General features: G+C 68.6%; 14 protein-coding genes. 3 read left to right on the top strand and 11 right to left on the bottom strand.

What is annotated here, in order from left to right; translation table 11 throughout:
• Positions 1-168 precede the first annotated feature (168 nt).
• From DTQ71_RS08815 to DTQ71_RS08795, 5 genes are all read right to left on the bottom strand, one after another.
• Positions 169-870 (bottom strand): VIT1/CCC1 transporter family protein, encoded by a 702-nt coding sequence (locus DTQ71_RS08815; protein ID WP_109563931.1) that lies wholly within the window; start codon positions 868-870, stop codon positions 169-171.
• The gene (locus DTQ71_RS08810; protein ID WP_109563930.1) at positions 867-2774 is read right to left on the bottom strand and encodes a heavy metal translocating P-type ATPase; all 1908 of its coding nucleotides are present in this window, start codon (positions 2772-2774) and stop codon (positions 867-869) included. Before DTQ71_RS08810 ends, DTQ71_RS08815 begins: the two co-directional genes overlap by 4 nt.
• Before the next feature lie 447 nt (positions 2775-3221).
• Positions 3222-3503: a sll1863 family stress response protein gene (locus DTQ71_RS08805; RefSeq protein WP_109563929.1), complete on the bottom strand. Its 282-nt coding sequence runs from the start codon at positions 3501-3503 to the stop codon at positions 3222-3224.
• Between the two features lie 109 nt (positions 3504-3612).
• Positions 3613-4989, bottom strand: a complete 1377-nt coding sequence (locus tag DTQ71_RS08800) for a sensor histidine kinase (RefSeq protein WP_109563928.1) — start codon at positions 4987-4989, stop codon at positions 3613-3615.
• Entirely contained in the window at positions 4986-5645 is a 660-nt protein-coding gene (locus tag DTQ71_RS08795) for a response regulator transcription factor (RefSeq protein ID WP_109563927.1), read from the bottom strand. The genes DTQ71_RS08800 and DTQ71_RS08795 overlap by 4 nt, the downstream gene beginning before the upstream one ends.
• Before the next feature lie 144 nt (positions 5646-5789).
• Between DTQ71_RS08795 and DTQ71_RS08790 the strand changes: the two genes are divergently transcribed.
• The 3 genes from DTQ71_RS08790 (at position 5790) to DTQ71_RS08780 (ending at position 7281) form a co-directional block, all read left to right on the top strand.
• On the top strand, positions 5790-6116 hold the full coding sequence (locus tag DTQ71_RS08790) for a PepSY domain-containing protein (protein WP_109563926.1): 327 nt from the start codon (positions 5790-5792) through the stop codon (positions 6114-6116).
• Entirely contained in the window at positions 6109-6762 is a 654-nt protein-coding gene (locus DTQ71_RS08785; protein ID WP_109563925.1) for a cytochrome b/b6 domain-containing protein, read from the top strand. Before DTQ71_RS08790 ends, DTQ71_RS08785 begins: the two co-directional genes overlap by 8 nt.
• A 186-nt stretch (positions 6763-6948) precedes the next feature.
• Positions 6949-7281 carry a PepSY domain-containing protein gene (locus DTQ71_RS08780; protein WP_109563924.1) on the top strand — a complete coding sequence of 111 codons (333 nt, stop codon included), beginning with the start codon at positions 6949-6951 and terminating at the stop codon, positions 7279-7281.
• A gap of 180 nt (positions 7282-7461) precedes the next feature.
• Here the strand turns inward: DTQ71_RS08780 and DTQ71_RS08775 are convergent, their stop codons facing one another.
• The 6 genes from DTQ71_RS08775 to DTQ71_RS08750 all read right to left on the bottom strand — a co-directional run bounded on the left by DTQ71_RS08775 (position 7462) and on the right by DTQ71_RS08750 (position 11831).
• Complete coding sequence (locus tag DTQ71_RS08775) at positions 7462-7938, bottom strand: YHS domain-containing (seleno)protein (RefSeq protein WP_109563923.1); 477 nt, start codon at positions 7936-7938, stop codon at positions 7462-7464.
• A 40-nt stretch (positions 7939-7978) separates the two neighbouring features.
• Complete coding sequence (locus DTQ71_RS08770) at positions 7979-8833, bottom strand: cysteine hydrolase family protein (RefSeq protein ID WP_109563922.1); 855 nt, start codon at positions 8831-8833, stop codon at positions 7979-7981.
• A 180-nt stretch (positions 8834-9013) separates the two neighbouring features.
• On the bottom strand, positions 9014-9205 hold the full coding sequence (locus tag DTQ71_RS23455; RefSeq protein WP_170125373.1) for a hypothetical protein: 192 nt from the start codon (positions 9203-9205) through the stop codon (positions 9014-9016).
• A 444-nt stretch (positions 9206-9649) separates the two neighbouring features.
• Positions 9650-10660, bottom strand: a complete 1011-nt coding sequence (locus DTQ71_RS08760) for an AraC family transcriptional regulator (protein ID WP_109563920.1) — start codon at positions 10658-10660, stop codon at positions 9650-9652.
• A gap of 75 nt (positions 10661-10735) precedes the next feature.
• On the bottom strand, positions 10736-11356 hold the full coding sequence (locus tag DTQ71_RS08755; RefSeq protein ID WP_109563919.1) for a pyridoxamine 5'-phosphate oxidase family protein: 621 nt from the start codon (positions 11354-11356) through the stop codon (positions 10736-10738).
• Between the two features lie 10 nt (positions 11357-11366).
• The gene (locus DTQ71_RS08750) at positions 11367-11831 is read right to left on the bottom strand and encodes a nuclear transport factor 2 family protein (protein WP_109563918.1); all 465 of its coding nucleotides are present in this window, start codon (positions 11829-11831) and stop codon (positions 11367-11369) included.
• Positions 11832-11838 lie beyond the last annotated feature (7 nt).

Genomic DNA, 11838 nt, shown 5'->3' with positions numbered 1-11838 from the left:
TCGCGTCGCGACAGACAGACCAGGGGCCGGTCTGGTGGGAACGGATCCGGTAGGTCGGATGTTCGGAAGTCTCGCGCGCGTCCGGCGCCGCGACGGCCAGGGCTCCCTTCACGGTCGCCGGGCAGCGCCTGCGCTAGAGACGGGCCCGACACGCGCCCCTCGCGACGGCTATCCGACCGAGACGCCAAACGCCGCCCCCACCGCTGCCGTGGCCGCCATCGCGAGCACGCCCCAGAACGTGACGCGCATGGCCCCGCGGAGGATGCCAGCGCCGCCGACGGAGGCGCCCAACCCGCCCAGAAGCGCGAGACCGAGAACCGTCGACGCCGCGACCGGAAGGACGATCGAGGCTTCGGGTGCAAGCAAGCTGACGACCAGCGGCACCACCGCGCCCACGGCGAAGGTCAGGGCCGAGACCAGCGCCGCCTGGATCGGGCGGGCCGTCACGGCCTCGGTGATGCCGAGTTCGTCGCGGGCATGGGCTCCGAACGCGTCGCGTTCGGTCAGTTGCCGGGCCACCTGTTCGGCCAGATCGCGGTCCAATCCGCGGTCGACATATATCATCGTGAGCTCTTCCAGCTCCGCTTCGGGCGTCTCCTCCAATTCCCGCCGCTCGCGGGCGAGGTCGGCCTGCTCCGCGTCGGTCTGCGAGCTGACCGACACATATTCGCCCGCCGCCATCGACATCGCACCAGCTACCAGGCCCGCGAGCCCGGCGATCAGCACCTCGGGCTTTCCCGACCCCGCCGCCGCGACGCCGACGACCAGACTGGAGGTGGAGACCAGACCGTCATTGGCGCCCAGCACGGCCGCCCGCAGCCAGCCGATGCGATGCACCGTGTGGGTCTCGGAATGCGCGGGGCGGGTCATGTGGTCGCTCCTTCTGCGGTCTCGGACGGTTCGTTCTGGTCGGAGCGCGGATCCGTCGAGGCCGCCCCCCTCGGTGCGATGCGCAGCGCGCGCAGGGCGTTCAGGATCACGGCCACGTCGATCACCTCCTGCAGGATCGCGCCCTCCACCGGCGTCAGATAGCCATAAGCGGCGGCGATCATGCCGAGGACCGACAGGCTGATGCCTGCCACGACGCTCTCGACAGCGATCCGGCGCGAGGCCCGCGCGATCTCGATCCCGGGCCCGAGCCGGTCGATGCGATCGACAAGGAGGACGACGTCGGCCGCCTCGGCCGAGGCCGCCGCGCCGCGCGCGCCCATGGCGACGCCCACATCCGCCGCCGCGAGGGCGGGCGCGTCGTTCACCCCGTCCCCCACCATCATCACGGGCCCGCGCTTACGCTCGGTCAGGACCAGCAGAACCTTTTGGTCCGGCGTCAGCCCGGCCCGCAGCCCGTCGAGGCCCAGCCCATCGGTCACACGCTCGGCCACGTCGGCGCGGTCGCCGGTGGCAAGCAGGATGCGGGCGATCCCCTCGCGGCGCAGCCCGTCGAGCATGGCACCCGCGCCCTCGCGCAGCGGGTCGGACATGACGAGATGCCCCACCATGCGCCCGTCGACCGCCACCGCGACAAGCACCGCGCCGGCGGTCATGGCCGGGTGGTCGCCGGCCCGCCCTCCGACCCGGGACGAAACGAAGCCGTCACCGCCAATGACGACCTTCTGGCCGTCGACATGGCCCAGGACGCCCTCTCCCGGGATCTCGGCCACGTCCGACGGCACCGGCAGCACGAACCCGCGCGCCTTCGCGGCGGCAACGACGGCCTGCGCCACCGGGTGCTTCGATGCCTGGTCGAGCGCCGCTGCAAGGCGCAGAATCTCGTCCTCGCTCATGCCATCATGGCTGTCGATCGCCACGATCTGCGGGCGGCCATCCGTCAGGGTGCCGGTCTTGTCGAGGATCAGCGTGCGGATGCGCGCCATGGTCTCAAGCGGCCCCGCGCCCTTGATGAGCACGCCGAAATGCGCCGCGCGCGACAGACCGGCGACCAGAGCGACCGGAACCGCCAGGATCAGCGGGCACGGCGTCGCCACCACCAGTACCGCGACGGCACGGATCGGGTCGCCGGTGAACCACCAGGCCGCGAAGGCGATGGCGACCGTGACCGCGAGGAAACCCAGCGACCAGCGGTCCGCCAGCCGGGACATCGGCGCCTTGGACGCCTGCGCCTCCTCCACGAGCCGGACGATTCCTGCATAGGTGCTGTCCTTCGCCTCGCGCACGGCCAGGAGGTCGAACGCCTCGCCCGCATTGGTCGAGCCGCTCATCGCATCGGCGCCCTGCGTGAGCCGCACCGGAAGGGACTCGCCGGTCAGCGCCGAGGTATCGACGAAGGCCGTCGCCGACCCGATCTTGCCGTCCACCGGCACGACATCGCCCTGCCGGATCAGCAGCCGGTCTCCGGGCGCGATCTCGCCCAGCGGCACCTCCTCCAGCCCGCCATTGCGATGCCGTGTCGCCGTTCGGGGGACGCGAGACAGAAGGTCGTGCATCTCGCGCCGGGCGCGACCCTCGGCGAAGGCTTCGAGGAAAGTCCCGCCGGAATACATCACCGCGACGACCGCCGCCGCCAGCGTCTCTCCGAAGACGAGCGCCGCCGACATGGAGAGCGCGGCGACGATATCGAGCCCGACCTGGCCCGCACGCAGACTGCGCAGGATTTCAACGACGAGCGCGGCGAGCGCCGGAACGACCCCGGCGATCCAGACGAGATCCGCGAGGCTCGGCTGGCCCATGACCCGGAGCGCGAGCCCCAGGAAGAGGCCCAGCGCGGCAAGCATCAAGATGCCGGTCTTGAGCCGATCGGTGCGGGTCGTTTCCATGCGGCTCATCCCCTCGGCCCAGGCGATCGAAACGGGCTCGTTGGAAAAGAGTCGACCGTCTCCAAGCCCTTCGCCTGGCCCGCATCATTGCGCAGCGGGACCGGAGCGTCGAGCCTGCTTCTGCCGCCGCGCGCTCCGGTCAGCCGGGACCTTCGGAATGAACCGCCGGCGCATGGGCAGGGGCCTAGATGCGGCTCGCTGTCAACGTCGCGCCCTGTCCCGACCCTTCGCCGCGCTCTGGCGGCCCCATAGCCCCGGCTCCCCGCGCAGCGGTAGCCGTCTCGCCGAGACCGGTCCCGTCAGCGGCAAGGGCCGTTCCGTCTCCACCTCAGCCCCGAGCACGCCGCCCGCGGCCACGCGCATCTTGCCCAAGGGGCACGCCCGACCGGGTCGATCGCCCCTCGCGGCTGCGCTCAGCTTCGGAGCGCCGAGGCCCCGATCAGCCCGTCAAAAGCGGCTCCAGGCCTTCTGGAAGGAGCTGGAGATATCTTCCCAGGCCCGCTCCATGCCCTTGCGCATGTCGTCCCATGCGGCATCGCTGGCGGCCTGCGCTTCCTTCATGCGGGCCAGCGCCTCCTCGCGCTGCTTCCGCATTTCGGCCAAGTGCTTTTCATAGGTCTCCCGGTTCTCGGCCTCGGCGGCTTTCGCCTTGGCTTCCAGCTTGTGGATCTGGGCGTTCCACTCGTCCAATTTCGCCTTCATCGTATCGATATATGCGTCGCGATCCATGGTCTTCTCCTCCTTTGATGGGGGAAGTATCGCACGGAAAGTCTGAAATTTGAATGGTATCGCCTGTGCGGCGCATTCGTGAGACCGCCGGTCCCGGCCGGCTGACGGATCAGCGAGTGCCGGCAACGCCCCCGTCGCGCGTGCCGTCGCTGTCCAAGCTATCTGTCGGCAATCGGACGGAAGCCTGGACGCCGGAGGCGCGTCCGGGCCGCGGCGAGACAAGGGTCAGCGAGCGCCCGATCCGGTCCGCGATGGCGGCGACGATGGCGAGCCCGAGGCCGCTTCCGTCGCCGCGCGCGTCGCCCCGTTCGAACCGGGACGTCAGGCGGTCGAGCGCCTCGCGCGGCAGGACGTGGCCGTCGTTCGCGACAACGAGTTCCCCTTCGGCGGTCAGCGTGACCTCGACAGGCGCCGTCTCCGCCCCGTGACGGAGGGCGTTCTCCACCAGGTTCCGGCAGAGGATCGCGAAGGCGTCAGGATCGATATCCGACATCACGGGCGCGTCGGGCTGGCTGAGCGCGATGCGCCCTGGCGCCCGCGCAAGGGCGCAATCCTCCACCACGAGACTGGCAACGGCCCTCAGATCCGCGCTCCGGTCCGCGCGCAGCCGCCCGCCTTCGGCCCGGGCAAGCTGCATGAGGCCCTCCGAGAGCCGGGTCAGGCGCTTGAGCGTCGCTTCGATCTCGGCGGCGCGCGCTTCGGCGGCGGGGTCGGCCGTCTCCGACCGGAGCCGCTGCGCCTGGGCGATGGCTCCCGCCAGAGGCGTACGCAATTCATGCGCGGCATTCGCGGCGAAGCTGCGCTCGGCCTCGAAGGCGGCGCGCAGCCGGGCCAGAAGGCTGTTCAACGTCCCCGCCAGCGGAGCGATCTCGGTCGGCAGATCCTCGGCGGGCACCTCCGAGAGATCGCGTGCGCCCCGCGCGTCCAGCCGCGTGCGGAATCGGCGGAGGGACTCGAAGCTGAGACGGACGGCCAGCACGATCGCCACCAGCGCAACCGGCAGCACGATCAGCAAGGGCAGCCCAAGCCCCATCTGGATCTCCCGCGCGACCGAAAGGCGATGGGCCAAGGGCTCGGCCACGGTAATGCGAATCGTGCCCTGGAGCGCGGCATCGCCATAGAGCCGATGGGTCGCCGTCTGGCGGAATCCCGGCCCGTCCCAGGGCGGAAAGACCTCCGGGTCGGCCGCGTGGGATTGAAGCAGGATGCGGCCCTCGGCATCGCGGACGAGATAGGTGAAGAATTCGTCATGCTCCCGGATCGGCGCGAGCCGTTGCGTTAGCCCCTCGGTTTCCCGTCCGACGATGTCGGTGACGGCCAGCGGCAGGAGACGCTCGGCCGTTTCGCGGAGGGCGCTGTCGAAAACCTCGTCCATTTCCGCGCGCAGGGTTAGGGCGGTGATCGTCGCGGACAGCAGCCAGAGCGCCGTCAGCACCAGCCCGACCGACAGGGCGAGCCGCACCTGGAGGCTGCGCGGCAGCCTCATGGCCGGCCCAGCCGATAGCCCAGACCGCGCTCCGTCTGGATCACCGCCGCTCCAAGCTTCTTGCGCAGACGGCTGATATGGACCTCGATGGTGTTGCTCTCCACCTCGGCATCGAAGGCATAGAGCTTTTCCTCCAGCTGCGCTTTCGGCAGCAGCTGCCCGGGCCGGGCCAAAAAGGCCTCGAACAGCGCCCATTCGCGGGCGGTCAGCTGCACCGGCTTGCCGTCGCGGTGGATGCTGTGCGCGGCGAGGTCGATCTGGAGCGGCCCATGGGTGACGATGGGGTTGGGGTTGCCGCTATAGCGGCGGGCCACGGAGCCGATCCGCGCCGACAGTTCAGCAAGGTCGAAGGGCTTCACGAGATAGTCGTCGGCCCCGGCGTTCAGCCCCTCGATCCGGTCGGAGACCTGGTCGAGCGCGGTCAGGATGATGACCGGCGTCACGTCGCCCTGCTGGCGCAGGCGCTTGAGAAAGCCGATGCCACGCCCGTCGGGCAGCATCAGGTCCAGCAGGATCAGATCGTAGGAGGCGGCGCGCGCGGCATCCTCGGCCGCATCGAGCCGCGTCACCCAATCCACCGACTGGCCATCGGCCACGATCTGGTCGCGCACCGCGGCCCCCAGAACCGTGTCGTCCTCGATCAGCAGGATCCGCATCCTCGTCCCCGTCCTCGTCCGATCATCCCTATGCGTCTTCCGTCTGACGGCAAGCTGAAGCGATTGGTCCCGCCCCCTTCAGCTTGGCGTCAGCTTGGCAGGGCATGAAACCCTCAAAGATGGCTGCGACGAGGAGTTTGGCCCATGAAGAAGATATCGACCATTCTCGGCTTTCTCGCGGTTTTCCCGGCCGGCGTCGCGCTTGCGGACGAGGACTGCCTCGTGCCGATGGCCGATTGGCAGCCACTCGCATCCGTCGCCGACCTGGCCGAGCAGAACGGCTGGTCGGTCCGCCGGATCAAGATCGACGACGGCTGCTACGAGATCGACGGCCGGGATGCCGACGGGCGCCCGATCGAGGTCACGCTCCACCCCGCCACGCTCCAGGTGATCGAGTTGGAATACGAGGACGACGAGGAGGATGACGACGATTGGGACGACGAGGATCGCGACGGGGGCGACGATGACTGACGCAACCGCACCGGACGCCCGGACCGACGCCGCCGCCGCGGGCACCGTCCGTGTCTGGGATCCGCTGATCCGCGTGTTTCACTGGGGGCTGGTCGCGGCCGTCGCGACCGCCTGGCTGACTGCGGACGAGATCCAACCCGTCCACGAGTTCGCCGGCTATGCCGTCGCCGGTCTGCTCGCCCTCCGCCCGATCTGGGGCCTAGTCGGCAGCCGCTATGCGCGCTTCGGTCAGTTTCTGAAGGGGCCCCGCGAGACGTTGGCCTATCTCGGGGACATAACCCGTGGGCGCGAGCGGCGCTATCTCGGCCACAACCCGGCGGGGGCGGCGATGATCGTGGCGCTGCTGGTCACGCTCTCGGGCACGGCCTTCACCGGCTGGCTGATGGAGGACGAGGCCCGCGTGGCGATGCTGCCCGCCCTCGTGGCGCCCGCCTGGGCCGACGACGACCGGCATGAATATGGCGAGCGGGGCGAGGTCGAAGGTCCGCTGAAAGAGATCCACGAGACGCTTGCCAATCTGGTGCTGTTGCTCGCGGCGCTACATGTGGCCGGGGTCGGTCTGGCCTCTCTCCGTCATCACGAGAACCTCGCCCGCGCGATGGTCACCGGCGACAAGCGCCGACCGGAGCCCGGCGACATCGCCTGAACGCTTCTCTCCCCTGGGCCGACCGTCCTCTCGCGGCCCTTCCTGGCCCCGCCCCGACTGGCGGGGCCTTTTTATGCCCGCCCCCGATCTTGCTGACGGCAAGCTGAAGCGGAAATCGCCGACACGTCAGGAAGCGCTCAGGTCGGGTCGCCAGATTGGCGTCAGCAGACGAAAGGAGACCCTGCCATGACCAAGACCCTGACCGCCTTCGCCGTGATCGCCCTCCTGCCCACCGGAGCCGCCCTGGCCGATGACGACGCCTGTATCTCGGCCCGCGACCAATGGCAGCCGCTCGATGCGGCGGTCGCCCTGGCCCAAGAGAAGGGCTGGACGGTGAGCGAGCTCGAGATCGAAGATGGCTGTTACGAGATGGAAGGGCGCGACGGCGATGGCCGGAAGATCGAGGTGAAACTGGATCCCGCGACGCTTCAGGTCGTCGAAATGGAATATGACGACGACCGCCGCACCGCCCGCGCGCCCGCCGGGACCGAGGCGGCGCCGCAGGTCCGGCAGAACTGAGCCGTCCCGACGCGCCGATCCGCGCGAGAATGCCCTTTTGGGGAAAGACCGCCTGCCCGCCGGGCGCCGGTCATGGGCGATCCGATTGCGGATGCCCCTCGACGGCGGGATAGGATAGCCCAGGGCATGAAAAATGGCGGGGTCCGGACACACCCGGACCCCGCCCGTTCACCTGGACCGTCAGAGGTCGGTCGCAGCCGTGGAGGCGATGCCCGGCCATTTCTCGGCGGCTCCGGCGATCACGGCGGCCTTGTCCTCCAGATACTTCTCGAAGATCGCCGCGTTCACAAAGAGATAGAGCTTCCCGTCGACGATGTCGGCATAGCGCACGTCGCCGTCGAGCTTCTTGCCGACGAAGACACCGAAGGCGCAGAACCCGCCGAATTGCGGCAGGAACGCCTCCGGCTCGGATTCGAACAGTGCCTTGGTTTCGGCCGTGGAGAAGTAGTAGTCGACGCCGTCATAGGTCGCGGTATGCGCCGCGTCGCCGACCGACGGGGCGTCGGCGCGGAACATCGTGACAGGATCGACGCCATGCATCCCCAGGGGATGGCCGGTCAGCGTCAGGCCGTTGTTGACGTTGTATTCATCGGCCGCAAAGGCCGCGCCGGGGAGAGACAACAGCGCGGCGGCGGTCAGAAGGACGGACAGTTTCATTTTGGATTTCCTTGGCTTGTAGGGATTGGGACGCACCGGCTCAGGCCGAGCGGGCGATCCGCTCCACGGCGTCGTCCGTCCACCACAGGCCATTGGCGACCATGCGGAAATTGATCAGCGCGGCGAGGTAGCCATCGCCCTCGGGAACCTTCGCGCCGGCGGTCGCGTCGCGGACGACCGCGACCTCGTAGCCCAGCTCCAGCAGGTCATAGAGATGCGCCTGCGTGCACAGGTTCGCGGACATGCCGGCCAGGATGACCTTGTCGATGCCACGCTTGCGGAGCTGGAGATTGAGATCGTTCTGCGCCGGGCTGTAGACCTTGTGGGGCGAGCAGACGATGGTTTCGCCGTCCTCGATATACTTCTTGTATTGCGGCATCCAATCCGCGCCCGAGCCCTCGAAGCCGTCGAGGTTCAGCGGGCCCGGACGATCGAACATGCCGATCGCGTGCATGGTCCGCTCCAGCGTTCCCTCGAATTCCCACCGATGGTCGTGCGGGTAGTAGTAGTGCGGCGAGATGAAGACCGGCATCCTGGCGGCCTTCGCCGCGATGAAGAGCCGCTCGATATTGTCGACCGTGCCTTGCTCGGTCACGCTCTCGCCGACGACGCCCCAAGTGACGCCGTCTTCCGAGAGGAAGTCGATCTGGGGGTCGGTGACGACCAGCGCCGTGCGCCCCGCTTCGATCTCCATGTCGACCTGCGGCAGTCCGGGCTCGGCGGGATCGGCATAGAGCGCGCGCGCCTCGGGCGTGGCGGCAGCGGCGGCCCCGCCAGCGGCGGCGGCAGCCCCGGCGGCCGCGGCGCCCTTCATCAGGCGGCGGCGCGCCTGATCGACCTGCTCGGCGGTGACATCGCATCCGCAATGCGGGCTGTGGTCGTGGTCGTGATTCATTTCAGAGGTCCTTCTCTGGGGTTGAGGCAGGCGCCAGGCGGCGGTCTGCCGGGGTGGGTCGGGGCCCCTGCCCGTGCGACGCCTCTCCCGGTCGCGGCCGGAAGGCGGCCGCGTCTGGGTGGCATCGCTTGGCTTGGGTGGGCCGTGCGCGCCCGGGTCGGGGGCGCGTCGGGCGCGGCGTCAGATCAGGCGGGAGCTGGGCCGGAGGTCGAGCGTCGAGGCGCCCTCCAGGGAGCCGACCGCCGCACGGGCGTCAATGAGCGCCCCGGTCGGCAGCGTCAGCGGCAGGGCGAGGATGCCCACCATCAGGGCCGCCGTGATGGCCACCAGAACGAGGTAGGTCATTTCACCGATGACGATCGGGGATTTCATGGTCGCCCAAAACGGACGGTCCTGGCGCCTTTGGGTCGGATAGTGGGGGATGGGTCTGATCTCTCTCATGGCAGTCGACTTTCGGTTGCGGAGTGGGCCTGCCAGCGTCGCGCGGGCTCCCGGTCTCTCTGTTGATCGATGACGTCACGTTACCCGGCGGGCGGGGCCTCGGTATTGACCGGGTCTGCCAAGTGCATGGCCGGATCTGCCAAGGCCGGAGGGCCGTCTCACCAGGCCCGGGACCCGTCTGATGGCCCCTGCGCACAGGTGACGCGGAACTGTCGGGCTGGCGCGGATTTCTCGGGTTTCGCGACCCTCCAACGCCTGTAGCGGAATGGGGGCATGTCTGCCTTCGTCCTCTCGGATAGGCGCCTTTCGGGTCGATCTCGGCGGGGACCGTCATCGGTCTCGCCCGCTCTCTCCTGGCCGCTCGGGCCTAGGCGGTCACTGGCTCGGGGAGCGCTGCCGGAACTGGGCCGGCGCCTCGCCAACCCAGCGCTTGAACGCCCGGCTGAAGGTGCTCTGCTCCGAAAAACCGGTGAGGAAGGCGATCTCGGCGATGGAGTTCTTCCTGTCGCGCAGAAGATCCTGGGCGAGCGCGGATTGCGCCTCGGTCAGAACGTCGCGGAAGGTCAGCCCTTCATCGGCCAGGCGGCGATAGAGCGTGCGCTCGCTCATCCCCATATCGCGGGCGATATCCGCCGCCTGAGGTGTGCCGTTGCTCAGAGCCGGGGTCAGGCGCTTGAGAAGCGCCGCCCGCAGCGACGGATCGTCCCGGAGCGTGCCGATCTCCGTTTCGAGATGCGTCGTCAGGTAGTCAGACACCGCCGCATCGCCGAGACGGTTCGGCAGGTCCAGCATCGCGCTTTTCAGGGCGATGGCGTTCCGCTCCGCCTCGAAGTGAACGGGACAGCCGAACAGGCCGGCATATCGCTCCGGATCGCTCCGGCACGGATGGCGGAAGGTGACGTATTCGAGGGTGAGTTCGCCCTCCACGAAACGCCGCATGTTGCGCGCGAACCCGGCCAGGGCGCCTTCGTTGCGGAAGTCGAGCACGGGGTGATGCTCGGTGCGGCCTTCGAAACTGAAGACGGCCGGGTCGCCGCTTTCGTCGAGACGGTAGACCGCCGTATCGGTCACCACTTGCCAGTAGCGCTCGACGCGCTGAAGCGAGGCCCGCAGCGTTGGCGCCGTCTTGATCGCGAGCCCGAGCACGCCGATATCATCGACCCGGATCAGCTTGGCATAGGATTCCGCAAACACGACATCATCGCCGAATCTTTGACGAAGCCATTCGAGCAGCTCGAAATAATCGGTATCCGGCAGGCGGCCGTCGGTCGGACGCGGCAGCCGGCGCAGCACGACGCCGTCCGAGACCAGAGCCCCGTCGTCGCTCAACGTCATCCCGGCCGCCTTGGCCATCGTGCGCGCAAATACGCCAATCACGCTCGGCATGCCTGACGCTACTCCGAAAACGCTCGCGGAACCAGAAGCGGAAGAAAGTCTCCGTCGAGAGGATTTCCACCCCATTCAGGCGATCCGATCGCGCAGCACACCGGCTTTCCAGGCGAGTTCCTCTTCGAGATCGGAGATGCGCGCGGTGAGCCGCGCGATCTCGCCATCCCGCTCGTCTTCCGTGAGGCGGAGCGGGATATGCTTGGGGCAGTTCCAGTCGAAGGCGGCGATGCGGACGATCACGCCCCGCTCCGCCAGCGGGCCGTCGACGCCGTTCAGAAGATCGAGGATCTTCGGATCCTCGGTGATCCGGACATGGCCCCAGAGTTTGAGTCGTTCCCTGCGGGCATAGTCCACCGCGATGATCGACACGCGGTCGTCATGGCGCAGATTGCCCAGGCTGATATATTGCCGGTTCCCGCGATAATCGGCGTATCCGACGGTCTGCTTGTCGATGACCTTCAGGAACCCGCGCGCGCCGCCTCGGAATTGCACATAGGGCCATCCGGTTTCCGACACCGTCGCCTGATACACGCCGTCCCGGTCCTTCAGGAACGCGGTCTCGCGGGGGCCGAGCTCGGCCCCGTCGTTGCGCTCGGGCGACAACACTCGGGCATAGGTCTCGGCCGATCCGAGGCGCTGCTGTTCTTCCCGGACCAGGCGCGTGAACGCGATGTCTGCGTAAGCATTCGGCATGGCCGGGCTCCTACAGTCCGAGATCCGTGAGGCCGGGGTGATCCTCGGGCCGCGTGCCGAGATCCCAGTGGAACAGGCGTTGCGCCGCGTCGATCGGCAGATCGTTGATCGACGCGATGCGGCGGCGCATCAGGCCGTCGGCGGCGAACTCCCAGTTCTCGTTGCCATAGGCGCGAAACCAGCCGCCGCTATCGGTGCGATACTCGTAGGCGAAGCGGACGGCGATGCGGTTGCCGCTCTCGGCCCAGAGTTCCTTGATGAGCCGATACTCCAGCTCGCGCGCCCATTTGCGCGCCAGGAATTCGACGATCCGGTCGCGCCCCTGGAAGATCTCCGCCCGGTTCCGCCATTGGCTGTCGGGCGTGTAGGCGAGCGAGACCCGCTCGGGGTCGCGGCTGTTCCAGGCGTCTTCGGCCAGCCGGACCTTGATCCGGGCAGAGGCCGTGTCGAAGGGCGGCAGCGGGGGACGTGTCATCGGGGGA

The sequence above is a fragment of the Jannaschia seohaensis genome, from assembly GCF_900116765.1.
GTDB lineage: Bacteria > Pseudomonadota > Alphaproteobacteria > Rhodobacterales > Rhodobacteraceae > Jannaschia > Jannaschia seohaensis.
Note: the sequence above shows the minus strand (reverse complement) of the source record. Positions and strands in the feature narration are given on the sequence as shown.

Bases quoted from the DNA above. Each gene is read 5' to 3' on its own strand.
- DTQ71_RS08815 (WP_109563931.1), bottom strand. From the start codon at position 870: ATGACCCGCCCCGCGCATTCCGAGACCCACACGGTGCATCGCATCGGC.
- DTQ71_RS08810 (WP_109563930.1), bottom strand. From the start codon at position 2,774: ATGGAAACGACCCGCACCGATCGGCTCAAGACCGGCATCTTGATGCTT.
- DTQ71_RS08805 (WP_109563929.1), bottom strand. From the start codon at position 3,503: ATGGATCGCGACGCATATATCGATACGATGAAGGCGAAATTGGACGAG.
- DTQ71_RS08800 (WP_109563928.1), bottom strand. From the start codon at position 4,989: ATGAGGCTGCCGCGCAGCCTCCAGGTGCGGCTCGCCCTGTCGGTCGGG.
- DTQ71_RS08795 (WP_109563927.1), bottom strand. From the start codon at position 5,645: ATGCGGATCCTGCTGATCGAGGACGACACGGTTCTGGGGGCCGCGGTG.
- DTQ71_RS08790 (WP_109563926.1), top strand. From the start codon at position 5,790: ATGAAGAAGATATCGACCATTCTCGGCTTTCTCGCGGTTTTCCCGGCC.
- DTQ71_RS08785 (WP_109563925.1), top strand. From the start codon at position 6,109: ATGACTGACGCAACCGCACCGGACGCCCGGACCGACGCCGCCGCCGCG.
- DTQ71_RS08780 (WP_109563924.1), top strand. From the start codon at position 6,949: ATGACCAAGACCCTGACCGCCTTCGCCGTGATCGCCCTCCTGCCCACC.
- DTQ71_RS08775 (WP_109563923.1), bottom strand. From the start codon at position 7,938: ATGAAACTGTCCGTCCTTCTGACCGCCGCCGCGCTGTTGTCTCTCCCC.
- DTQ71_RS08770 (WP_109563922.1), bottom strand. From the start codon at position 8,833: ATGAATCACGACCACGACCACAGCCCGCATTGCGGATGCGATGTCACC.
- DTQ71_RS23455 (WP_170125373.1), bottom strand. From the start codon at position 9,205: ATGAAATCCCCGATCGTCATCGGTGAAATGACCTACCTCGTTCTGGTG.
- DTQ71_RS08760 (WP_109563920.1), bottom strand. From the start codon at position 10,660: ATGCCGAGCGTGATTGGCGTATTTGCGCGCACGATGGCCAAGGCGGCC.
- DTQ71_RS08755 (WP_109563919.1), bottom strand. From the start codon at position 11,356: ATGCCGAATGCTTACGCAGACATCGCGTTCACGCGCCTGGTCCGGGAA.
- DTQ71_RS08750 (WP_109563918.1), bottom strand. From the start codon at position 11,831: ATGACACGTCCCCCGCTGCCGCCCTTCGACACGGCCTCTGCCCGGATC.